21 protein-coding genes are annotated in these 20,806 nt (G+C 65.1%); 15 read left to right on the top strand and 6 right to left on the bottom strand.

The window, feature by feature from the left end:
• The first annotated feature begins 54 nt into the window (after positions 1–54).
• Positions 55–753, top strand: a complete 699-nt coding sequence (locus tag AC1RNN_RS18960; RefSeq protein ID WP_493091201.1) for a diguanylate cyclase — start codon at positions 55–57, stop codon at positions 751–753.
• Positions 754–858: 105 nt separating this feature from the next.
• On the opposite strand, the gene AC1RNN_RS18955 is transcribed toward AC1RNN_RS18960, so the two are convergent.
• On the bottom strand, positions 859–2,199 hold the full coding sequence (locus AC1RNN_RS18955; protein WP_493091199.1) for a M16 family metallopeptidase: 1,341 nt from the start codon (positions 2,197–2,199) through the stop codon (positions 859–861).
• Between the two features lie 14 nt (positions 2,200–2,213).
• Complete coding sequence (locus AC1RNN_RS18950; RefSeq protein WP_493091198.1) at positions 2,214–3,650, bottom strand: M16 family metallopeptidase; 1,437 nt, start codon at positions 3,648–3,650, stop codon at positions 2,214–2,216.
• Between the two features lie 29 nt (positions 3,651–3,679).
• On the opposite strand from AC1RNN_RS18950, the gene ftsY reads away from it, so the two are divergent.
• From ftsY to AC1RNN_RS18920, 6 genes are all read left to right on the top strand, one after another.
• The gene (ftsY, locus tag AC1RNN_RS18945; RefSeq protein WP_493091196.1) at positions 3,680–4,795 is read left to right on the top strand and encodes a signal recognition particle-docking protein FtsY; all 1,116 of its coding nucleotides are present in this window, start codon (positions 3,680–3,682) and stop codon (positions 4,793–4,795) included.
• Between the two features lie 15 nt (positions 4,796–4,810).
• Positions 4,811–5,392 carry a hypothetical protein gene (locus AC1RNN_RS18940; RefSeq protein WP_493091194.1) on the top strand — a complete coding sequence of 194 codons (582 nt, stop codon included), beginning with the start codon at positions 4,811–4,813 and terminating at the stop codon, positions 5,390–5,392.
• A 12-nt stretch (positions 5,393–5,404) separates the two neighbouring features.
• Positions 5,405–5,944 carry a hypothetical protein gene (locus tag AC1RNN_RS18935; RefSeq protein WP_493091192.1) on the top strand — a complete coding sequence of 180 codons (540 nt, stop codon included), beginning with the start codon at positions 5,405–5,407 and terminating at the stop codon, positions 5,942–5,944.
• Positions 5,941–6,525: a hypothetical protein gene (locus AC1RNN_RS18930; RefSeq protein ID WP_493091190.1), complete on the top strand. Its 585-nt coding sequence runs from the start codon at positions 5,941–5,943 to the stop codon at positions 6,523–6,525. Before AC1RNN_RS18935 ends, AC1RNN_RS18930 begins: the two co-directional genes overlap by 4 nt.
• 82 nt (positions 6,526–6,607) lie before the next feature.
• Positions 6,608–8,053, top strand: coding sequence for a cache domain-containing protein (locus tag AC1RNN_RS18925; RefSeq protein ID WP_493091189.1), 1,446 nt, complete (start codon positions 6,608–6,610; stop codon positions 8,051–8,053).
• 75 nt (positions 8,054–8,128) lie between these two features.
• Positions 8,129–9,238: an SMP-30/gluconolactonase/LRE family protein gene (locus AC1RNN_RS18920; protein WP_493091188.1), complete on the top strand. Its 1,110-nt coding sequence runs from the start codon at positions 8,129–8,131 to the stop codon at positions 9,236–9,238.
• Here AC1RNN_RS18920 and AC1RNN_RS18915 read toward each other — a convergent pair whose 3' ends face one another.
• Complete coding sequence (locus tag AC1RNN_RS18915; RefSeq protein ID WP_493091186.1) at positions 9,239–10,120, bottom strand: EamA family transporter; 882 nt, start codon at positions 10,118–10,120, stop codon at positions 9,239–9,241.
• Between the two features lie 85 nt (positions 10,121–10,205).
• Here AC1RNN_RS18915 and AC1RNN_RS18910 point away from each other — a divergent pair, with 85 nt between their 5' ends.
• The 3 genes from AC1RNN_RS18910 to AC1RNN_RS18900 are packed head-to-tail and all read left to right on the top strand — an operon-like array spanning position 10,206 to position 12,807.
• The gene (locus AC1RNN_RS18910) at positions 10,206–10,877 is read left to right on the top strand and encodes an alpha/beta hydrolase (protein WP_493091184.1); all 672 of its coding nucleotides are present in this window, start codon (positions 10,206–10,208) and stop codon (positions 10,875–10,877) included.
• Positions 10,874–12,139, top strand: coding sequence for an Hsp70 family protein (locus AC1RNN_RS18905; RefSeq protein ID WP_493091182.1), 1,266 nt, complete (start codon positions 10,874–10,876; stop codon positions 12,137–12,139). The genes AC1RNN_RS18910 and AC1RNN_RS18905 overlap by 4 nt, the downstream gene beginning before the upstream one ends.
• 29 nt (positions 12,140–12,168) lie before the next feature.
• Complete coding sequence (locus AC1RNN_RS18900; protein WP_493091181.1) at positions 12,169–12,807, top strand: nucleoside/nucleotide kinase family protein; 639 nt, start codon at positions 12,169–12,171, stop codon at positions 12,805–12,807.
• Positions 12,808–12,841: 34 nt separating this feature from the next.
• Here the strand turns inward: AC1RNN_RS18900 and AC1RNN_RS18895 are convergent, their stop codons facing one another.
• Together AC1RNN_RS18895 and katG are read right to left on the bottom strand one after the other, a co-directional pair.
• A complete protein-coding gene (locus AC1RNN_RS18895; RefSeq protein ID WP_493091179.1) occupies positions 12,842–13,120 on the bottom strand; it encodes a hypothetical protein in 279 nt (92 codons plus the stop codon).
• Positions 13,121–13,326: 206 nt separating this feature from the next.
• Positions 13,327–15,534 (bottom strand): catalase/peroxidase HPI, encoded by a 2,208-nt coding sequence (gene katG, locus AC1RNN_RS18890; RefSeq protein ID WP_493091177.1) that lies wholly within the window; start codon positions 15,532–15,534, stop codon positions 13,327–13,329.
• A gap of 148 nt (positions 15,535–15,682) precedes the next feature.
• Here katG and AC1RNN_RS18885 point away from each other — a divergent pair, with 148 nt between their 5' ends.
• A complete protein-coding gene (locus AC1RNN_RS18885) occupies positions 15,683–16,315 on the top strand; it encodes a LysE family translocator (protein WP_493091175.1) in 633 nt (210 codons plus the stop codon).
• A 138-nt stretch (positions 16,316–16,453) separates the two neighbouring features.
• Here AC1RNN_RS18885 and AC1RNN_RS18880 read toward each other — a convergent pair whose 3' ends face one another.
• Positions 16,454–17,413: a phytanoyl-CoA dioxygenase family protein gene (locus tag AC1RNN_RS18880; RefSeq protein WP_493091173.1), complete on the bottom strand. Its 960-nt coding sequence runs from the start codon at positions 17,411–17,413 to the stop codon at positions 16,454–16,456.
• A 116-nt stretch (positions 17,414–17,529) separates the two neighbouring features.
• Between AC1RNN_RS18880 and AC1RNN_RS18875 the strand changes: the two genes are divergently transcribed.
• The 4 genes from AC1RNN_RS18875 (at position 17,530) to AC1RNN_RS18860 (ending at position 20,709) form a co-directional block, all read left to right on the top strand.
• On the top strand, positions 17,530–18,396 hold the full coding sequence (locus tag AC1RNN_RS18875) for a helix-turn-helix domain-containing protein (RefSeq protein WP_493091171.1): 867 nt from the start codon (positions 17,530–17,532) through the stop codon (positions 18,394–18,396).
• A gap of 79 nt (positions 18,397–18,475) precedes the next feature.
• On the top strand, positions 18,476–18,880 hold the full coding sequence (locus AC1RNN_RS18870; protein ID WP_493091169.1) for a Rieske 2Fe-2S domain-containing protein: 405 nt from the start codon (positions 18,476–18,478) through the stop codon (positions 18,878–18,880).
• A 138-nt stretch (positions 18,881–19,018) separates the two neighbouring features.
• Positions 19,019–19,516: a TlpA family protein disulfide reductase gene (locus tag AC1RNN_RS18865; RefSeq protein WP_493091168.1), complete on the top strand. Its 498-nt coding sequence runs from the start codon at positions 19,019–19,021 to the stop codon at positions 19,514–19,516.
• A gap of 65 nt (positions 19,517–19,581) precedes the next feature.
• Complete coding sequence (locus AC1RNN_RS18860) at positions 19,582–20,709, top strand: FAD-dependent oxidoreductase (RefSeq protein ID WP_493091167.1); 1,128 nt, start codon at positions 19,582–19,584, stop codon at positions 20,707–20,709.
• Positions 20,710–20,806: the final 97 nt, after the last annotated feature.

Genomic DNA, 20,806 nt, shown 5'->3' with positions numbered 1-20,806 from the left:
GGTAACAAATTACCTAGTACAAACCCTAGATAGCCACCGCAGAATGGACAGCAGATGAAGTCTTTGCTTACCCATTTCCAATTGGAGGCATTGGCCTTGCTGGCCGCCGCGGCGTGCTTGGCCGTGTCTCCTTACCTGGCGCTGCTGCCCCTGGCGCTGGCGCTGGTTCACCTGGGCCTGCGGCTGCGCAAGGCGCTACGCCAGCAAGCAGCTTTGCAGCGCGAAATCGCCACCCTGGAACGCAATACCCAGCAGCTCAAGGGCCAGGCCTTCACGGACAGCCTGACCGGTCTGGCCAACCGCCTGCTGCTGGCCGACCGCTTTCAGCTCACGCTGGAGCGGTCCAAACGTAAAAAAGTGCCGTTTGCCTTGCTGATGGTGGATCTCGACGGCTTCAAGACCATCAACGACACCTATGGCCACGCTGCCGGTGACATGGTGCTGCGCGCAGTGGCATTGCGCCTTCTGAGCACGGTGCGCGCCTCGGACACCGTGGCGCGCATTGGGGGCGACGAATTCGTGTTGCTCATCGAGTCCTTTGAAGACCCCGACGAACTGGTCCACGTCGGCCGCAAGCTGATTGCAGCGGTGTCCGAACCCATCGAACTACCGGGCTCAGGCCGTGTCAGCGTGGGCGCCAGTGTGGGCTTTGGCCTCTTCCCCCGCCACGGCACCGACCTGGATGAACTCCTGGACACGGCCGACCGTGGCATGTACGACTGCAAGGCCTCCGGCCTGATGGAGCTGCATTAGAGTTCGCTGCCCCCACGCTCCACCGCTGCGCGGGTCGCTGCCCCCCAAAGGGGGCTAATTTGCCTTGGGACGGCCCGGCGGCAAATAGCCCTTCATCCTCTTAGCCTAAGGCGCGCCTAGCACCACCGTGGCCATCTTCTGCGGCTGCAGCACGCGCGCAAAGGCGGTGCGCACCTCGGCCGCGCTGATCTTTTCCATGCGCTGCGTCCAGGTGTCCAGGTAGTCCAGCGGCAAGCCGTTCCACGCGATGTTGGCGACGTTGTCCAGCAGCTTGCGGTTGCTGTCCAGGCGAAGCGCAAAACCGCCCACCAAGTTGTCCTTGGCGGCGCGCAGCTCCTTCTCGGTCGGGCCCTCGGCCACAAACTTGGCCAGCACCTCGCGTACCAGACCCAGTGCCTGCTCGGTCTGGTCGGGGCGGGTCTGCAGGCCGATGCTGAAGGCGCCCGCATGCAGGCCGGGCGCGAAGCCGCTGTAGACGCTGTAGGTGAGGCCGCGCTTCTCGCGCACTTCTTCGGTCAGGCGCGAGGTAAAGCCCCCGCCACCCAGAATGTGGTTGCCCAGCAGCAGGGCAAAGAAGTCCGGGTCATTGCGCTTGTAGCCGGGTTGGCCCAGCAACACTTGCGCCTGGGCCGAGGCGAAGGGAATGCGCTTCTCGGACGCTGCCGCCAAGGGCTGCACCTCGGGCACCGTAGATTGCGGCGTGCAGGTGCTCGCCGACAGGCGGGCGAACAGCTGGGTCACCAGCGCATCGGCCTGGGCTCGCGTCAGCGCCCCCACGATGCTGACCTTGGCATCGCAGGCGCGCACGGCGCGGGTGTGCAGGCTGCGCATGTCGTCAGCGCTGATGCGCAACAAACCGGCTTCATTCATCTCCCAGCCGTAGGGGTGGTTGCCGTACACCGCCTGGCTGAAGGCGCGGCCGGCCAGCGTGGCGGGGCGGGTGTCAGCCTCTTTCAGGCTGGCAATGAGCTTGGGCCGGTCGCGCAGCCAGGGCGCTTCGGGGAAGGACGGCTCGCCGAGCTGGCGCGCAGCCAGCCGCACCGCCTTGTCCAGCAGGTCCGGGTAGGTCAGCGATCGCAGCGCAAAGCTCATACGGTCGGCACTGGCGCTGCCACCAAACGAGGCGCCCAGGTCGGCCCAGGCTTCGCCCAGCTGGTGCTCGTCCAGCGCAGGTTCGCTGCTGGTGGCGCGCACGCCATTGGAGGTGCCCGAGGCCGTGAGGCTGGCCAGACCGGGTTTGTCGGCGGGGTCGCGGCGGCTGCCGGCGTCCAGGTCAATTTGCACATCCACCATGGGAATGGCCGGGCTCTCCACCAGGTAGACGCGGGCGCCGTTGGGCTGCGTCCAGTGCTGGATGGGAATGCCCGCCCAGGCAGAGTTCATGTAAAAAAAGGCTGTAACCCCCGTAGATACTGCGCGAGCAGCTACTGATTTGATAGTGATCATGGTGCGTCTGAATGTCAGTGGCGGCTGCCGGCGGGTGCCTGGCGGGGCTTGCGGGTGGTGTCCACGGGCTGGGGCAGCAGCGTGGCCACGGTGAGTGCGTCATCGCCAAAGTACTTCGTGGCCACGGCCTGTACCTGGGCCGCCGTCACACCGCGCAGGCGCTGCAGCAGGCGTTCATCGCTGCCCAGCGGGTAGCCGCTGATCCAGTTCACGCCCAGGGCGCGGGCCTGGTTGAACACGCTGTCTTGCTTGTAGACCTCGCTGGCCACCCAGCGGTTCTTCACACGGGCCAGTTCGGCCTCGGTCACGCCGTCCTTCGCCACCAGGGCGATCTGCGCACGCAAGGCCAGCTCTACCTCTGCCGCGGTCTTGCCCGAGGCGGGCACGCCATAGAGCATGAAGAGCTGCGGCCCGCGGCCGCTGAGGCCGTAATAGGCGCCCACGTTGTCCGCCACCGAGTTGGCATCCAGCGTCAGCGCACGCGGCAGGCGTGCACCGTCGTAGCCATTGAGCACGGCCGACAGCACGGTCAGCGCCAGCGCGTCCTGCGCAGCCGGGCCCTCGTCGGCCAGTGCTGCGGGCGTCAGCGCCGGCACCTTGAAGGCCAGTGCCACGTAAGCCTGCTCGGCCTGGGCCTTGAAGTCCAGGCGGCGCATGCCGGCCTGCTCCGGCTCCTCGCGCGGCTTGCGCGGGGGCACGGCATGGACTGGCAGGCTGCCGTAGTACTTTTCGGCCAGGGCGCGCACATGTTCCACGTCCACATCACCGGCCACCACCACGGCGGCGTTGGCGGGCGTGTACCAGCGGCGGTAGAAGGCGCGCGCGTCCTCGGGCGTGAGGTTGTCCAGATCGCTCATCCAGCCCACCACGGGGCGGCGGTACGGGCTGGCCTGGTAGACCATGGCGTCCAGCGCCTCGTGCAGGCGGGCGTGGGGTTGGTCTTCGGTCCGCATGCGGCGCTCTTCTTTCACCACCTCCAGCTCCTTGGCAAACACCTCGTCACTCCAGGCGTTGTGGGCGAAGCGGTCAGACTCCAGGCGCATCACGTCTTCGAGCCGGTTCGACGGAATCTGCTGGTAATAGCCCGTGTAGTCCCGCGTGGTGAAAGCGTTTTCACGCCCGCCCAGCGCTGCCACCTGGCGCGAGAAGTCGCCAGCCTTCACGGTGGGCGTGCCCTTGAACATCATGTGCTCCAGCAAATGGGCCACCCCAGTGGTGCCATCCACCTCGTCCATGGAACCCACGCGCACCCACACCATTTGCACTGCCGTGGGCGCGCGCCGGTCAGGCTTCACGATCAGGGCCATGCCGTTTTTCAGCGTGAACTGCTGGGCCTGGGGAGGTGCAGCCGTCTGGGCGGCAGTGGGGAAAGACAGGGGGAGCAGCGCAAACGCCAGGGGCAAGCAGCGGGTCAGCGCGCGCCGCCCCAGCTGGTGGAATGGGTGTTTCATAGAATGCTGTGATTCTAAGAACGCCCTCCATGTTCAGTTTTTTCAAGAAAAAATTCTCGCCCTCCCCCGCACCGGCTCCCGCAGAGCCGGCCAGCCCCCCTGCCGCAGAGCCCATTGCCACGGAAGCACGGCCCGCAGCGGCAGTAGCCCCGGCGGCTCCGGCGGCCCCGCAATCCACTGGTTCGCTGATCGGCAGCGCGCTGGTCGCCCCGATCGAGATTCCAGTTGCCGCAGCCACCCCGCCCGAGCGCCAGAAGTGGCTGGACAAGCTCAAGGCCGGCCTGGGCAAGACCGCCAGCAGCATCTCGGGCGTGTTTGGCGGCAGCCAGATTGACGAGACGCTGTACGAAGACCTGGAAGGCGCCCTGCTCATGGCCGACACCGGCGTGTCGGCTACCCAGTTGCTGACCGACGCGCTGCGCAAGAAGGTCAAGGCCACGGGGGTGACCCACCCCACGGCGCTCAAGAACATCCTGATTGCCGAACTCACTGAACTGCTGCAGCCCCTGCAAAAGCCGCTGGTGATTGGCCAGCACACGCCCACCGTCATCATGGTGGCCGGCGTCAACGGCGCCGGCAAGACCACCAGCATCGGCAAGCTCACCAAGCATCTGGCCGACAGCGGCGCCAGCGTGCTGCTGGCTGCGGCCGATACCTTCCGCGCCGCCGCCCGCGAGCAGCTCACTGTCTGGGCGGATCGCAACACGGTGGAGATCGTCAGCCAGGAAGGTGGCGACCCCGCCGCCGTGAGCTATGACTCGGTCAGTGCCGGCAAGGCGCGCGGCAAGGACGTGGTGCTGATCGACACCGCAGGCCGCCTGCCCACGCAGCTGCACCTGATGGAAGAGCTCAAGAAGATCAAGCGCGTGATCGCCAAGGCCGAAGGCACTGCACCGCACGAAGTGTTGCTGGTCATCGACGGCAACACCGGCCAGAACGCCGTCGCCCAGGTCAAGGCCTTCGACGACGCGCTGGGCCTGACCGGCCTCATCGTCACCAAGCTCGACGGCACCGCCAAGGGCGGCGTCCTCGCCGCCATCGCGCGCGAACGCCCCATCCCCGTCTACTTCATCGGCGTGGGCGAAAAACTCGACGAACTGGAAACCTTCAACGCGCGGGAGTTTGCGCAGGCGCTGCTGGCCTGAGGCCACGATCCATTCATGCGGATTCACAGTGATGACTTCGGCTACACAGAAGTCATAGTATTTGGCTTGGCGTTCATAGGTTTCCTTGGATTGGCGGCATCTTGGAACTTCGACAGTTTCGTTCTCAATTTTTTAGTTCTTGTTTTCGCCGCGCTCTGCCTGCTCATTTTCCATGCGACCCACGTGGGGAAGAAGGCCTACATTCGCGTTGACGCCGCAAGCGGTTGCGTTCTTTCGCATAGGGTGAACCTACTGGGTAAAGAAATCATAGAGACATACAAGCTATCCGAATTTCACGGTGTAGTCTCTTTCTTGAATGCTACGAGCCCTAGTCCGGACACATGGGCAGGGACCCAATACAACTGCGTGGAACTCATTGCCAAGCAAAAAGGGAAGGGGCTTGTAGTTGCGCGCTTTAACCCCAACAGACTGGACAAAAAATTCCTCACGTCACCCACCTATGGTGAGTCGGACAAAGCCGTGGGGCTGAGACAGTTTTTCGTCGAGCAGTGCGCGATGACTGACCTCGGATTTGCGGGTCGACGAAGCTTCAGGGAACCCCTGAAACCCCAAGCAAGCGCCTCACACATTGAATAGTTCACTCTTTCCATGCTGATTCGACCTCTGACAAGCAGAACCAACACCATTGGCTTGGGCCTGGTTGTGTTGGTCTTGGTTGTTCCATTCAGCTTCATCAATGGCTTCGGCATTTTTGGGTCCCTGGGAGCCTTTGTTGTCTGGATGGTTGTTGCCTTGGCTGAAATGAGGGACAACAAGCGATACGTGGAAATTGACGCGCCAAACAACAGCATCGTTGTCCATGATCGGACATGGGCTTACCGAAAACGTGAACGCAAATATTCCCTGCAACAGTTCCGCTTTGTTATTTCGTACATCACACCCAGCAAAAATCCGATAAATCGTGTCGAACTGCTCACCCACGCAGGAGGCGAGGCGCTGTGGCTGGCAAGTTACCCGGTCCGGGCATCAGAAATGCGACGTGCCCAGTGGGCACTTCATCCTAAATGGCAGGAGTCGGCAGACGCCAGTCTTCTCAGGGCACAGCTGACGAACAGCCTCCATTTGGAAGACAAAGGATTTGTAGGTTCGCGGTGGCCTGGTGCACATGTCAGACATAACGAGCCATGAGCACCTGGATCAAACCCTCATCACTGCTGCGAATGACCTTATTCATTCTGGTGGTCGTACCACTTGGTGCGTGGTTTCTCGTCAAACCAGTGCGCGTCGTAATGCCCGAATGGGCTGGGGTTGTCTGTCCCTCTGCTCAAGTATGCGTAGAAGACCTGCAACAGCTCCCTGCTGCACAGGCTTTGCACGCTGAAGCGCAACAGTTTGTGGCCCAGCGACTGGGACCACTGGATGCCAGCCCCCGGGTCATTTTCTGCATTACCGACGCATGCGCAAATGGTTTTGGCTTGGGCGCGCGCTCCGCCGTCACGGTGGCCTCCGCAGGAACGGTCATCGGCCCGCGCGCCTGGAAACCCCACTACGTCCGCCACGAAATGATTCATGTGTTGCAGGCCCAACGTCTGGGTACGTTGCCGCTATTACTTAAACCCGCATGGTTCAAGGAAGGCATGGCCTATGGTCTGAGCGAAGACCCGCGCGCGCCCTTGAACCAGCCCTTCGAAGGATGGCGAGCCCAGTTTCGAAGCTGGTACGCCAAACTCCCGCCGGAGCAACTCTGGACCGAAGCCGCCAAACTGTGACAGCCCACCGTACAGCCGACGCATAAAACCGTCGGGCACGTTGCAAAGCAACATTAAGGGCGCATGGGCCACAATGGTGTCCATGTCTGACACCGCCCCCCTTCAGGAGACGCCGGCGCCGTCGGCGCGTTTTATCCGACGCCGCCACGCCACCGCGCTCGCGCTGGTGGTGGGCCTGTTTGTGCTGGCCCTGCTGGCCTATGGCTGGAGCGTATATGCCCGCCAGCGCGCCACGCTGTGGTGGACGCTGAGCAACCAGGGGGAGCAGGTGCAACTGGCGCTGAACGATACGCTGGACGTGGCGCGCAGCCATGTGGCCGCCATGCGCCAGACCACCGAACGCAACCTGCGCCAGCCCCTGCTGGCCGACAACGCCTTGGTGGACCGTCTGGAGCGCCGCAACCTCGCGCCGCTGCGGGACGCCCCCTGGGACCGCCTGCCGCAGGACCTCGTAAAGGACGTGGGCGCCGTCCATGTGGACCCCAACGGCGATGCCATGGCCTACCGCCGCGGTGTGGAAGCACCGCTGGGCACACTGGCCCAGGTCAGTGCCTCGCACAGCCAGCACCAGCGCCTGCTGTCGAGCTATTTCTACGATGCACAAAAGCAGTGGCGCTGGGTCTACCCCGCCCAGTCCCGCGACGAATTGCTCAGCGCCACCGGCAAACCCGACATGGGTGCTGCACTGGCCGTGATGTGGGACGCAGGCGGCACCATGCCGCTGGACGCTGCAGGCCCCGCGCGCAACCCGCAAAAGGAACTGGTATGGACTGCCGCGCACACGGACCCGGTGAAGAAGGTGGGTGTGGTCTCGGTGCTGGCTCCGGTCTATGCCGGAGAACGCTACGCGGGCGTCATCGGCGCGGACCTGACGCTGGAGGCGCTGTACAACGTGCTGCTGCAGCGCAGTCTGCCAATGGGGCAGAGCTGGGTGGTCAATGGCCAGGGCCAGGTGCTCGCTACCAGCACGCCGCAGGGGATTGCACTCCCGACCGGCCCCTACAGCCCCGAAGCGGGCTGGCTGCGCTTTGCTCTGCGCGGTACGGACTGGAGCCTGCTGGTGCACGCTCCCGGCGGTGTGGTGATGCGCCAGACCTTGCTGAACATGGTGCCCATGCTGGTGACGGGTGCGGCGGGCGTGCTGGCCCTGCTGATTACGTGCCTGTGGCTGGCGCGGCAGTACACGTTCCCGGCCCTGCAACTGGCCGACTATGTGCAACAGACCGAAGGCCCCACCATCAAGCGCCCGCCGCCCGTGCCGGTGCTGTGGAAGCCCTGGTTTGACCGCGTGGCCAAGCTGGCGCTGCAGCGGCGTGACCAGGTGATGGCCGCCCACAACCGCAGCACCCAGCTGGAGAACCAGGCCCTGCAACATGCCAACGACATGCGCACCCAGGCGGCGGAGCACGAGACCCAGATGGCTGCTCGCGCGGGCGAGCTGCGCAGCGCCTACGCGCAGCTCAGTGCGGCGTTGGCAGACGCACAAGCAACCGGCAAGAAACCCGCACCGCCCCTGTTACCCGACTGAGGCATTGTCTGCGTGCGCCTCACGCACACCGTCTTCGCCCACAATAGCCACTACAAGAAAATCGGGAGACATGCCTTGAAGAAAGCTGCTTTCAGTGCGCTGGTGCTGGTGGCACTGGCCGCCGCGTACCTGCTGGCCTGGCCAGTGCCGATTGCCCCTGTGGCCTGGGACGCCCCCACCGCGCCGGGCTACAGCGGCCCCTTCGCCACCAACACCCGTCTGGCCCAGTTGCAGATGATTGACCTCAAGGGCGAGATCGGCCCCGAGCACATCCAGTTCGGCCCCGACGGCAAGCTCTACACCACGGTACTCAGCGGCAACATCCTGCGCATGAACGCCGATGGCGGCGAGCAACAAGTCTTTGCCAACACCGGCGGGCGCGTGCTGGGATTTGACTTTGACTCCAAGGGCAACCTCATCGCTGCGGATGCGATGAAAGGCCTTCTGTCCATCAGCCCCGAGGGCAAGGTGGCCGTGCTGGCAGACCACGTCAACAACGACCCCATCCGCTATGCCGACGCCGTGGTGGTGGCCAAGAGCGGCAAGATGTACCTGAGCGACGCATCGACCCGCTTCGCGCCCAAGGACTGGGGCGGCACCTTCGAAGCCAGCGTGCTCGACATCCTGGAGCAGGCCAGCACCGGCCGCATTCTCGAATTCGACCCCGCCAGCAAGACCACGCGCGTGGTCGCCAAGGGCATCAGCTTTGCCAACGGCGTAGCGCTGAGCCAGGACGGCCAAACCCTGTTTGTGAACGAGACCGGCAAGTACCGCGTCTGGAAAATCGCCGTCACCGCCAACAACCTGGACGTGCGCACCCTGGCGAGCCAGCCCAGCGCCCAGGCCAGCGTGCTGCTGGACAACCTGCCGGGCTACCCCGACAACCTCATGCGCGGGCTGGACGGCAAGATCTGGATGGGCCTGGTCAAGCCGCGCAACCCCACAGTGGACAAACTCGCCGCCAAGCCCTGGCTGCGCAGCCTCACGTTGCGCCTGCCGCGCGCGCTGTGGCCTATTCCCAAGACTTACGGCCACGTCGTCGCCTTCACCGAAGACGGCAAGATCGTTGCGGACCTGCAAGACCCCAGCGGCGCCTACCCCGAAACCACGGCCATTACTGAAACAAAAGACAGGCTCTACGTGCAGAGCCTGCATGCCCAGGGCCTGGGCTGGCTGGCCAAGTAACTATTGAAGGAGCTGGGCGGCGACAGGCGGCTCGCGCTTTGCTGTCACCGAGCTGCCGGCAGCCGCAGCCATGATGAGCACAATCGCCCCCCATTGCAGGGCCGTGAGCCTCTCATCCAGCATGAACAGGCCCAGCAGAGCCGCCACGGCAGGCTCCATGCTGGTCATGATGCCAAAAGCGCCCTGCGGCAGGCGCTTCAGGGCCACCATTTCCAGCGAAATCGGGATGGCGCTGGAGATGGCCGCGACCACCAGACCGATGAGCAAGGTGCGCGGCTCCAGCAGGGCCGCGCCCGCGTGCCAGATGCCAAAGGGCACCACGGTCAGCGCCGCCACGGCCAGCCCCAGCGCCACCGAATGGCCCGCATGCAGATGCCCCAAGCGTTTACCAAAGACGATGTAGGCCGCCCAGAAGGCCGCTGCCGTCAGGGCATACAACACACCAGTCACATCCAGCGCCTGCACATCTCCACCCAGCGGTAGCAGCAAGGCCAGTCCGGCCATGGCCAGCGCGAGCCAGACGAAGTCCACCGGCTTGCGCGAGCCGAACAAGGCCACGGCCAGCGGTCCCGAGAACTCGATGGCCACTGCAATGCCAAACGGAATGGTGCGCAGCGACATGTAGAACAACAGGTTCATCAAGCCCAGCGCCACGCCATAGCGCAACACCAACAGCCAATCGCCCCGCCCCAACGCCACCCGCCAGGGCCGCCAGATCAGCAGAAGCAGTAGCGCCGAAAAACCCACGCGCAAGGCGGTGGTCCCCAGCGATCCGACCACGGGAAACAACTGCTTGGCAATCGACGTACCCAAACCCAGCGCAGTGACGGAACCCAATACCGCCAGCAGCGGCACAACATGATGAAAACGATGTGAAGACATGCGCTGACGATAACCGCTCCCACAAGCGCTTTCAGTCGGGAACTCAGGTATAAACCCAGCTCCATTTCTGAACCCGCGCCCTACCATGACCGCCCTGCTCCCCCGCATCGAACTCGAATCCGCCCCCAACCCCACAGCCGCCGTCATCTGGATGCACGGGCTGGGCGCCAGCAGTGATGACTTTGCGGGGTTGGTGCCCGAACTGGATCTGGACGGCTGTCAACCAATCCGTTTTGTGTTTCCGCAGGCGCCCAGCATTCCCATCACCATCAACGGCGGCTACGTCATGCCCGGCTGGTACGACCTGTATGGCATGGACCTGGTGAGCCGGCAGGACGCGGCGGGCATCCAGCGCTCCGAGGCGCAAATCCGTGCGCTGGTAGACAACGAAGTGGCACGCGGCATTCCGTACGAGCGCATCGTGCTGGCCGGTTTCAGCCAGGGCTGCGCCATGGCCCTGCACACTGCGCTGCGCCTGCCGCACAAGATTGCGGGTGTGATGGCCCTGTCGGGTTACCTTCCGCTAGCCGACCGCTTTGCGGCGGAGCGCCACCCGGCCAATGCGACCACGCCCATCTACATGGCGCACGGCACGCAGGACCCGGTGGTCATCCTCAAGCGCGGTGAAGACTCGCGCGATGCCCTGGCCGCCCTGGGCCACACGGTGCAGTGGCATACCTACCCCATGCCGCACAGCGTGCACCCGCGCGAGGTGGCGGACATTGCGGCCTTCCTGAAACAAGTGCTGCCCGCGTGAGCCAGAGCGCTCGCCCCCTGGTGCTGGGCATTGACTTCGGTACCTCCAACTCCGCCTGCGCGCTGATTGACGCCAGCGGCGCCCTGCAAGTCATCCCGCTGGACGGCGCCCGCGCCGAAATGCCCACCGCCCTTTTCTTTGCCAGCGAGACCCATACCGTGCTGTACGGCAGCGAAGCCATGCAGGCCTACCTGGCCGGCACCGAGGGCCGGCTGCTGCGCTCGCTCAAGAGCCTGCTGGGCAGCCGGCTCATGGACGAGTACACCGCCGTGGGCGACAAGAGCATCCGCTTCTTTGACATCGTGGTGTTGTTCTTCAAGGAACTCAAACGCCGCTGCGAGACCCATGTGGGTCAACCCCTGACCCACGCCGTGCTGGGCCGGCCGGTGCACTTTGTGGACGACAGCGCCGAGCGCGACGCACTGGCGCAGGAGACGCTGGGCAAGGCGGCCATGGAGGCTGGCTTCACCCACATCGCCTACCAGATGGAGCCGATTGCTGCGGCGCTGGACTACGAGCAGCGCCTGCAGGCCGAGACCACGGCGCTGGTGGTGGACATTGGCGGCGGCACCTCGGACTTCACCGTCATCCGCCTCAACCCCGCGCGTGGCACGCAGGGCGACCGCAGCGCCGACATCCTGGCCACCACCGGCGTGCACATCGGCGGCACCGACTTTGACCGCCTGCTGGACTTGACTACCGTGATGCCGCACCTGGGCTACAAGCATGTGGGCGCCGGCGGGCGCATCGTGCCCAGCAGCGTGTTCTTTGACCTCAGCACCTGGCACCTGATTCACCAGGCCTACACGCGCAAGGCCCTGCACTTTGCCAAGGAGCTGTGGACGGACTACGCCGACCAGACCCTGCACCGCCGCCTGATGGAGGCACTGGAAGAGCAGCACGGCCACCGCATGCTGGCCAGCGTGGAGGCGGCCAAGATCGCCTGCTCCATCAGCGGCGACACGGCGGCGGTGGACCTGACCTTTCTGGACCGGCAACTGGCCGCCACCATCGATGCCGCGGGCATGGAGCTGGCGCTGCAAACGTCCATCGCCCAGGTGGTGCAGTGCGCGCAGGACTGCGTGGCTGCAGCGGGGCTGGCGCGCGTGGACGCGGTGTACCTCACCGGAGGCTCGTCCGCCCTGCGCACGCTGATTGCGGCGCTGCGCGACGCCATGCCGCAGGCCACGCTGGTGGAAGGCAACCGCTTTGGCGGGGTGGCCGCCGGCCTGGCTTGGGCGGGCGCAGTGCAGGTTTTTTAGGGTTGCCACCCATCTGCACCGGGAAACCCATGACACAACACCTTCAGACACTGAGTTTCGCGCAGGCCTGCGAGCGCCTGCAGTCCTTTCTCGCGCGGGACACCCGCACCATCCTGGGCATCATCGGGCCCCCGGGCGCGGGCAAGTCCACCCTGTCCACACGGCTGCAAGCCCTGCACCCCGCGCAGGCGCAGATCGTGCCCATGGACGGCTACCACCTGGCCAATGTAGAACTCGCGCGCTTGGGCCGCGCTGCCCGCAAGGGAGCTCCCGACACCTTTGACAGCCACGGCTACGTGTCGCTCCTGCAGCGCCTGCGCCAGCAGGCCGCAGACGAGATCGTCTACGCGCCCGAATTCCGCCGCGAGATCGAGGAGCCCATTGCCGGCGCCATTCCGATCTTCGCGCAGGCAAAGCTGCTGATTGCCGAGGGCAACTACCTCGCGCTGGACCAGGGCGGCTGGCGCCATGTGGCAGCGCTGCTGGACGAGATCTGGTACGTGCATGTGGACTCCACCGTGCGACATCAGCGCCTGGTAGCGCGGCACATGCAGTTCGGCCGCACACAACAGGCCGCAGAAGACTGGGTGCGCGACACCGATGAACCCAATGCCCGCCTCATCGAATCCACCCTGCCGCGTGTGCACTTCAAGGTGAGCGAGGCGTAAGCGGCGCGGCACGCGAAAAAACTATCAACCCGGCTCAGCCGCCACCAAACGCATTCAGCAACGCGGCGACAACGCAACAGGCTGCAAGGAACAGCCAGAGGTAGAACAGGTTGTTCGGCATGCCAATGCCGGCGCGCAGTGCCCATGTCCGCCGGTCGTACGAATCCGCCACCGAAGCGCCCTCGCGCGCATCCGTGCGTGCCCTGGCATCCGGCTCGTAAGACAAGTCACGCGACAGCTGCCCCAGGTTGTGGGCATCCATGGCGAGACAGGCAAAGACAAGCGCTGCAAACAGCAGCAGGAAAACAAACATGCGCTTCTACAGCGACGAGGACTGCAAGAGCCCGGAACAGGATGAATGGATGTTCATGAAGCGCGCCTCCCTATCTGCAACGAAGTTTTTCTCTTGTTATTTTTTCAGTATAGGGCCTTGCGCCATATGTACAAGCCCCCTGTGTGCTCCAAAAGCACTACAGCTGCCGCCCCGGCGCCTTGCACGGCACTAGGGCGGCAGCGCGATCAGGCCAGGTCGAAACGGTCCAGATTCATGACCTTGGTCCACGCCGCCACAAAGTCCTGCACGAACTTGGGACTGGCGTCGTCCGTGGCGTAGACCTCGGCCAGTGCCCGCAACTGCGAGTTGGAGCCGAAGACCAGATCCACCACGGTGGCCGTCCACTTCACGGCGCCTGTCTTGCGGTCACGGCCTTGGAGCACGCCTTCGGTGGCGGACTTGCTCCACTGTGTGCGCATGTCGAGCAGGTTGACGAAGAAGTCATTGCTCAGCACACCGGGGCGGCTGGTGAAGACACCGTGCGAGGCACCGTCCACGTTCGCGCCCAGCGCGCGCAGGCCGCCAACAAGCACCGTCATCTCGGGCGCACTCAGGGTCAGCAGTTGGGCCTTGTCCAGCAGCAATTCCGCCGCCACGCCTTCCAGGCCCTTGCGGGTGTAGTTACGGAAGCCATCGGCCTCAGGTTCCAGAACGGCGAAGGACTCCACATCGGTCTGGGCCTGGCTAGCGTCCATCCGGCCGGGCGTGAAGGGCACGCTCACGTTATGGCCCGCCTGTTGGGCTGCAGCTTCAACGGCGGCGCTGCCGGCCAGCACGATCAGGTCGGCCAAGGAGATTTGCTTGCCGCCACTTTGTGCGCCGTTGAAAGCCTTTTGAATGCCTTCAAGCTTGGCCAAAACCGTAGCCAGTTCATCCGGCTGGTTCACCGCCCAGTCTTTCTGCGGGGCCAGGCGGATACGGGCGCCGTTGGCACCGCCGCGCTTGTCGCTACCACGGAACGTGGCGGCGGAGGCCCAGGCTGTGCGCACCAGTTGCGCGGTGCTCAGGCCCGAGGCCAGCACCTGTGCCTTGAGCGCGGCCACGTCCTTGGCGTCCACCAGCGCGTGGTTCACGGCGGGGATGGGGTCTTGCCAGATCAAGTCTTCCTTGGGCACCAGCTTGCCCAGGTAGCGGGCACGCGGACCCAGGTCGCGGTGGGTGAGCTTGAACCAAGCGCGGGCAAAGGCATCGGCAAACTCGGCCGGATTATGGTGGAAGCGGCGCGAGATTTTTTCGTAGGCCGGGTCAAAGCGCAGCGAGAGGTCGGCCGTGGTCATCATGGGCGCGTGTTTCTTGCTGGGGTCATGCGCGTCGGGAATCATGTGCTCCGGCTTCACACTCTTGGCGATCCACTGGTGGGCGCCTGCGGGGCTCTTGGTGAGCTCCCATTCGTAACCGAACAGCATGTCAAAGTAGCCGTTGTCCCAGGTGGTGGGGTTGGGCTTCCAGGCGCCTTCGATGCCGCTGGTCGTGGTGTGCACGCCCTTGCCAGTGCCCAACTGGTTGATCCAGCCCAAGCCCTGTGCTTCGACGGGCGCGGCTTCGGGCTCAGGGCCCACCAGCTTGGGGTCTCCTGCGCCGTGCGCCTTGCCAAAGGTGTGGCCACCGGCCACCAGGGCCACGGTCTCTTCGTCGTTCATGGCCATGCGGGCAAAGGTTTCGCGTACATCGCGGCCGCTAGCTACCGGGTCTGGATTGCCATCCGGGCCTTCGGGGTTCACATAGATCAGGCCCATCTGCACGGCGGCCAGGGGTTTGTCGAGTTCGCGCTGGCCGCTGTAGCGGCTGTTGGGTTGGTCGCTGGTGGCGAGCCAGGCTTTTTCTGCACCCCAGTAGATGTCTTCTTCGGGCGCCCAGATGTCTTCGCGGCCGCCCGCAAAGCCAAAGGTCTTGAAGCCCATGGATTCGAGCGCCACGTTGCCGGCCAGGATAAACAGGTCGGCCCAGGAGAGCTTACGGCCGTACTTTTGCTTGATAGGCCAGAGCAGGCGGCGTGCCTTGTCGAGGTTGCCGTTGTCAGGCCAGCTGTTGAGCGGGGCGAAGCGCTGGTTGCCGGTGCCTGCGCCGCCGCGGCCGTCGGCCGTGCGGTAGGTGCCGGCGGAATGCCAGGCCATGCGGATCATGAGACCGCCGTAGTGGCCCCAGTCCGCGGGCCACCAGTCTTGCGAATCCGTCATCAGGGCAGTGAGGTCTTTGACCACAGCGTCCAGGTCCAGGGTCTTGAATTCCTCCGCGTAGTTGAAGCGCTCGCCCATGGGGTTGGAGGCCGGCGCGCGCTGGTGCAGGATGCCAAGTTTGAGCTGCTTGGGCCACCAGTCAGCGTTGGACGGTGAGGCCGCGATGGTGGCTTTGACGGCGGCGTGGGGGAAAGGGCACTTGGCTTCTTGGGACATGCAGGTCTCCTGGGGTTGGTAATCAGCGATGGAGGCCAGTCTAGAAGCCGCTCCTGCAAAAAACCAATTGGATTGCCCAATGCCAGCCATAGCCTATGAACCCGATGGACAGCCCCTATACACTGGCAGCACACCGGAGGACTTGCCCATGTTTCCCATTGACGTCGTGATGACCTATCTGGCCGCCTGCCTGCTGGTGGTGCTGGCGCCGGGGCCCGACAACATCCTGGCCATCGGCCGCGGCCTGAGCCAGGGGCGCATGGCCGCCCTGCTATCGGCGCTGGGCGCAGGCGTGGGCATCCTGTTCCACACTGTTACCGCCGCGCTGGGGCTGTCGGTCATCCTGCAAAGTTCAGCCGCAGCCTTCTGGGTCGTCAAGATGGTGGGCGCGATGTACCTGCTCTGGCTGGGCTACAAGGCGCTGCGCTCCCGGGACCTGATCACCTTCACGCCCGCGGCCCATCTGCCGCTGCACCGCATCTTCATCAGCGGCGCGCTCTCCAACATTCTCAACCCCAAGCCTGGCCTCTTCGTGCTGGCCTTTCTGCCGCAGTTTGTGGATGCGCACCGCGGCTCGGTGCCGGTGCAGATGCTGGTCTATGGCGCCATCTTCGCCGTGATGACGACCGTGCTGTTCACGCTGATGGGCAGCTTTGCGAATCGCCTGGCGGCCTGGCTGCAGGCCCGTCCGCGCGTGACCATGGGGCTGAACCTGGGTGCAGGGATGGCTTTCATTGCTTCCGGCCTTACCGTGCTCTCACTCAAATCGCGCGCAGCCTGAGAAGCTTTTTTCTGGGGAGAGCCCGGGGGCCGGACGTTCTGCTCCGTGTCCCCCGGCCTTCGGCCTCCTCCTTTACCTGCGCAGAACGCCCAGCCCCCAGGCTCTCAGGCGATTTGTGCTCGACACACTTCAATCAAGTCAGCTCCAGTCGGCCAAGCCCAGAATGCGCTCACCCAACGGGCTAAGCGTGGCCGTGGGGCAGTTCAGTTTTTCCCATTCGCGCGGATCCCCCGGGAAGGCGTACCCCTGCGGCGCGGTACGCTCGCGCCATGAGGCCACACGTGCCTCGCGCAGGGCAGTATTAGATTCATTGGCCGGCGTGAAGGCGATGTACTGCGCCATGCGCACGAGATGCTCGCTGCTGTTGGGGCGGATGCCGTGTGCCAGCAGGCTGTTAAAGATCAGCAGGTCTCCGGCCTGCATGGGGATGAACTGTACCGGCCAGGGCAGGCTGTCCACATCGGGGCGCCAGGGGTTACGGTCAGCCGGGGCCGTCTTGCGCCATTCGTTAAAGTGCTTGAACAACTCGGGAATGCACTGGAAGCCGCCACTCTCCGGGCTGGTGTCAGACAGGGCCAGCACGCCCTGCACGTTGACGGGCAACGGGTCCAGCGTGGTGTCGGCGTCCCAGTGGATGAAGCCGGTGAACTGGCGCGCGCCACGGTTGGGCGTGTTGAGGTTGGCGCGGTCGATGCTGACCCAGAGGTCTTCGCGGTCCCATATGTCCACAAAGGCGTCGTACACGCGCTGGGTCTGGCGGTTGTCCCACAGCAGCTGGTGCTGGTAGGTCTCCACCATGCCCGAGCCGTTGAGTTCCTTCATCTCGTGGCCGCGCAGCTCGGCGCGGTTCCAGGTCGTGGGGTCCTTGGGGTCCCAGTCCTGGAAGGCCCACAGGTGGTCCACTGTCTTTTGCACCTGCTCGGGGCTCACCGCCTGCTTCACCACCACGTAGCCATAGGTCTGCCAGTGCGCAAAGTCGGCTTCGGAGAGGACACGCAGCGGCAGCAGCTTGCGGATATCGCGCAGCTGCTCGTTGTGCGTGTAGGACAGTGTGGGGTTGCCGGGGCGCTGGTCTCCGTAGCGGTAGCGGTCGTTCATGAAAGTCTCCTGTTGTGGTTTGCGGTAGGGGAATTGTGGAAACCGCCCCCCTTTCGCAGTACCTTGGGACTGCTCCATACTGATACGATTCTGACTAATTTGAGTAACTTAATGTCATGAAACCGCAGTTCGAGCAGGTCACCATCCCGGCCGGCGCCTCCTGGCGCCTGCTCTGGCGCGAGCTGCCGGAACTGCCCTTTCTCTGGCACTACCACCCCGAGTTCGAGCTCACACTGACTCTGAACGCGCGCGGCCAGCGCTACGTAGGCGACAGCCTGGAGGACTTCGAGCCCGGTGACCTGGTGCTCACCGGCCCCAACCAGCCCCACACCTGGGCCGCGACCCAGCGCCCCGACGCGCGCCGCCCCATGCTGGCGGTGGTAATGTGGTTCAGCGCCGACTGGCTGCAACGCGCCGTGGACCAATGGCCCGAGCTGACCGGCCTGCAAACACTGACCGCGCAAGCCGGGCGCGGGCTCAAGTTCTCCGACGCGGCGCGCGACCTGGTGCAGCCCCACATCCTGGCGCTGCAGGCGCAAGACCCCGCCTTGCGGCTACCCGCGCTGCTGCAGATCCTGACCCTGCTGGCGCAGGACAGCGCAGCCCGCCCCCTGGCCACCCACGCTTACCTGCCCGCGGGCGACAAAGTGGGTGCGCGCATCGGCAAGATCCTGCACCGCCTGCACGAGGACGCCAGCGCCACCCTCAGCGCCCAGGCCCTGGCCGACGAGGTGGCCATGTCGGTCGGCGCCTTCCACCGTTTCTTCAAGCGCCACACCGGCATGACCGTGCTGGACTACATGGCCCAGCTGCGCATCGGCCAGGCCTGCCAGCTGCTCATCAGCACCGCCCAGCCCATACGCCTGATTGCTGCCGAGGCGGGCTACGGCACGCTGGCGCACTTCAACCGCCAGTTCCTGCAGCGCAAGGGCATGACACCGCGCGACTTCCGCGCCCGCTACCAGCAACAGGCACCTTCCTGAAACCCGCAACTTGCTATATCTTTCATAGCTGCTCGCGCATAATCGACGAGGGCTAGAACCAATTTTCAATCTCAAACCGATGCACCACGATCCACAGCACTGGCACGAAGTCCCCAACGCCCCTGCCCCGGGAGCGGTGCTGGGCGCACTGCATGCGCTAGTGGATGGCAGCGCGACCCTGGCGGAGCTGCCGGCGGTGGGTGCAGAGGCGGGCACGCTGCCGTTTCGCTATCTGCTGCTGCGCAGCGGTGCGCATGCCCAGGCCTTCGTCAATCGCTGCGCACACTTCGGCGTGCCGCTGGCAGCCCGGCAGGAATTGCTGATCTACCAGCCCCACGTCCGGATCACCTGCAACGTGCACTACGCGCACTACCGCTGGAGCGATGGCAGCTGCGTGAGCGGGGAATGCGATGGCGCCGGCCTGCTCCCTATCCCGGTGCAGATCGACGCGCAGGGGCGGATCGTGATCGCCCAATCCGGCTGACGGAGCCCAGCCCCAGCGTGCACGCCGGTTGTAAGAATTTGCGGCACCGCCCGACCGATAGGCAGCCCGCCAGGCGGCTGCCCCCTACCCCGGTACTCCTCCATGACAAGGTTTTGCTCTCCACTGTTTCTCGCGCACTTGGCGCAACGGGTATCCGTATCCGTACTGCTGTCCCTGGTCAGCGCGCTGGTCTTTGCCCAAGCGGGCATCCCGCCCTGGCAGAAAGGCGAAGTGCTCAAGCTGGACGCCGTGGACGCGGCCGACCGCCCGCTGGCAGTGGATCGACTGCAGGGGCAGGTGCTGGTGGTCTTTGTCTGGTCCACGGCCTGTGCCGTCTGCCGAGACAGCCTGCCGGAACTGCGCGCGAACGCGAATGGTTGGCAGAACAAACCCTTCGCCCTGCTGGCCGTGAATGCCGACGCCCGCGCCGGGGACTGGGCCCGGTACGAGGCCTTGGTGGCCAAGACCCTGATGCCCGCCAGGAACTGGCTATCGCTGCGGCTACGGGATGCACTACCTCTCGGCCAGCGCCTACCCTTGACCTTGCTGGTGGACAGAAACGGAAAAATCCTGCAGCGCTATGAGGGCCGGCTGGCACCGGAGGTATGGGACGGCGTGGCCGACACACTGCCCTGAGCCCTTAGGGAAAGTGCTGCCACGCTCGATTGTCAAGCCCGGCCCACTCATGAAACAATAGCAGCATGAACGCTCTGGCTGCGCATCTCAAGAACCATGGGGACCCGGCGCCCAGCGCCGAGGCCCGCGGTTACCAGCCGCGCCAGCTGGTGCTGCTGGGCGGCGGCATGGCCAATCTGCAGGTGCTGGCCAACCTGGCCGCCCACCCGCTGGCAGAGATGCGCATCATCCTCGTGGCGCCCCACCCGCGCAGCATCTACCCCAGCATGCTGCCCGGCTTTGTGGCTGGCCGCTACACGCTGGACGAATGCGCCATTCCGCTGGAGCCGCTGGTGCGACGCGCTGGCATCCGCTGGCTGCAGCGCAGCGTGCGCGCACTCAACGCCCAGACCCAGACCCTCCAGCTCGACGACGGCAGCACCCAGCACTACGACTGGTTGTCGGTGAACACCGGCCCGGTGCAAAACCGCGAACAGATCGAAGCCGACATCCCCGGTGCGCGCGAGCACGGCCTGTTCGTGCATCCGCTGGAAACCTTCGCCGCGCTGTGGCCGCGCGTGTGCGAGCTGGGCACCTCACGCGCGCTGCGTGTGGCCATCGTGGGTGCAGGCACCGCGGCCATGGAACTGGCCCTGGCCGTACGCCAGCGGCTGCCGCAAAGCGCCGTGACCCTGGTCGCCGGTCCGCTGGCGGATGGTGCTGCCACCCCCAGCCCCCTGCAGCAGCGCCTCATCGCCACCATGAAGGCCCAGCGCATCACGGTGCTCTACGACCACGCCATCGGCCTCAAGGCGGATGAGATCCAGCTGGGTTGCGGTGCCCGGCTGGCCTGCGACGTGCCGCTGCTGGCCATTGAGGGCCAGGTTCCGGCCTGGCAAGCCAGGAGCACGTTGGCCCTCACGCCCCAGGGCCAGATCGCCACCGACCACTACCAGCGCAGCACCAGCCACCCGCAGGTGTTTGCCGTGACCGACAACAGCATGGCGCTGGCCCGCAACCTGCCAGCCGCCACCACCGGCGGCCATCTGCACGCCAGCCGCAACGAGGCCCATGCCCTGCACCTGCTGTTTGGCGGGGCCAAGCAGGCCGTCGCTGGCTGGGGCACCTATTCGGCCCAGGGCCGGCCCATCACCTGGCTCAAGGAATGGGCAGACCGCCGCTTTGTGGCGCGGTACTTGCAAAGCACGCCCTGAGGGCCTAGACCCCGCCCAGTCCCGCCCGGGACTGGGGCGCCAACGGTGTTACAGCGTGGTAACCCGACGCCACCGGCCTTGAGCGACAATGTTTTTC

The sequence above is a fragment of the Rhodoferax sp. GW822-FHT02D07 genome, from assembly GCF_058802405.1.
This window is presented reverse-complemented; position numbering and strand designations above follow the sequence as displayed.

Coding starts and splice junctions, on each gene's coding strand:
- AC1RNN_RS18960 (WP_493091201.1), top strand. CDS start 55: ATGAAGTCTTTGCTTACCCATTTCCAATTGGAGGCATTGGCCTTGCTG.
- AC1RNN_RS18955 (WP_493091199.1), bottom strand. CDS start 2,199: ATGATCACTATCAAATCAGTAGCTGCTCGCGCAGTATCTACGGGGGTT.
- AC1RNN_RS18950 (WP_493091198.1), bottom strand. CDS start 3,650: ATGAAACACCCATTCCACCAGCTGGGGCGGCGCGCGCTGACCCGCTGC.
- ftsY (WP_493091196.1), top strand. CDS start 3,680: ATGTTCAGTTTTTTCAAGAAAAAATTCTCGCCCTCCCCCGCACCGGCT.
- AC1RNN_RS18940 (WP_493091194.1), top strand. CDS start 4,811: ATGCGGATTCACAGTGATGACTTCGGCTACACAGAAGTCATAGTATTT.
- AC1RNN_RS18935 (WP_493091192.1), top strand. CDS start 5,405: ATGCTGATTCGACCTCTGACAAGCAGAACCAACACCATTGGCTTGGGC.
- AC1RNN_RS18930 (WP_493091190.1), top strand. CDS start 5,941: ATGAGCACCTGGATCAAACCCTCATCACTGCTGCGAATGACCTTATTC.
- AC1RNN_RS18925 (WP_493091189.1), top strand. CDS start 6,608: ATGTCTGACACCGCCCCCCTTCAGGAGACGCCGGCGCCGTCGGCGCGT.
- AC1RNN_RS18915 (WP_493091186.1), bottom strand. CDS start 10,120: ATGTCTTCACATCGTTTTCATCATGTTGTGCCGCTGCTGGCGGTATTG.
- AC1RNN_RS18910 (WP_493091184.1), top strand. CDS start 10,206: ATGACCGCCCTGCTCCCCCGCATCGAACTCGAATCCGCCCCCAACCCC.
- AC1RNN_RS18900 (WP_493091181.1), top strand. CDS start 12,169: ATGACACAACACCTTCAGACACTGAGTTTCGCGCAGGCCTGCGAGCGC.
- AC1RNN_RS18895 (WP_493091179.1), bottom strand. CDS start 13,120: ATGTTTGTTTTCCTGCTGCTGTTTGCAGCGCTTGTCTTTGCCTGTCTC.
- katG (WP_493091177.1), bottom strand. CDS start 15,534: ATGTCCCAAGAAGCCAAGTGCCCTTTCCCCCACGCCGCCGTCAAAGCC.
- AC1RNN_RS18885 (WP_493091175.1), top strand. CDS start 15,683: ATGTTTCCCATTGACGTCGTGATGACCTATCTGGCCGCCTGCCTGCTG.
- AC1RNN_RS18880 (WP_493091173.1), bottom strand. CDS start 17,413: ATGAACGACCGCTACCGCTACGGAGACCAGCGCCCCGGCAACCCCACA.
- AC1RNN_RS18875 (WP_493091171.1), top strand. CDS start 17,530: ATGAAACCGCAGTTCGAGCAGGTCACCATCCCGGCCGGCGCCTCCTGG.
- AC1RNN_RS18870 (WP_493091169.1), top strand. CDS start 18,476: ATGCACCACGATCCACAGCACTGGCACGAAGTCCCCAACGCCCCTGCC.
- AC1RNN_RS18860 (WP_493091167.1), top strand. CDS start 19,582: ATGAACGCTCTGGCTGCGCATCTCAAGAACCATGGGGACCCGGCGCCC.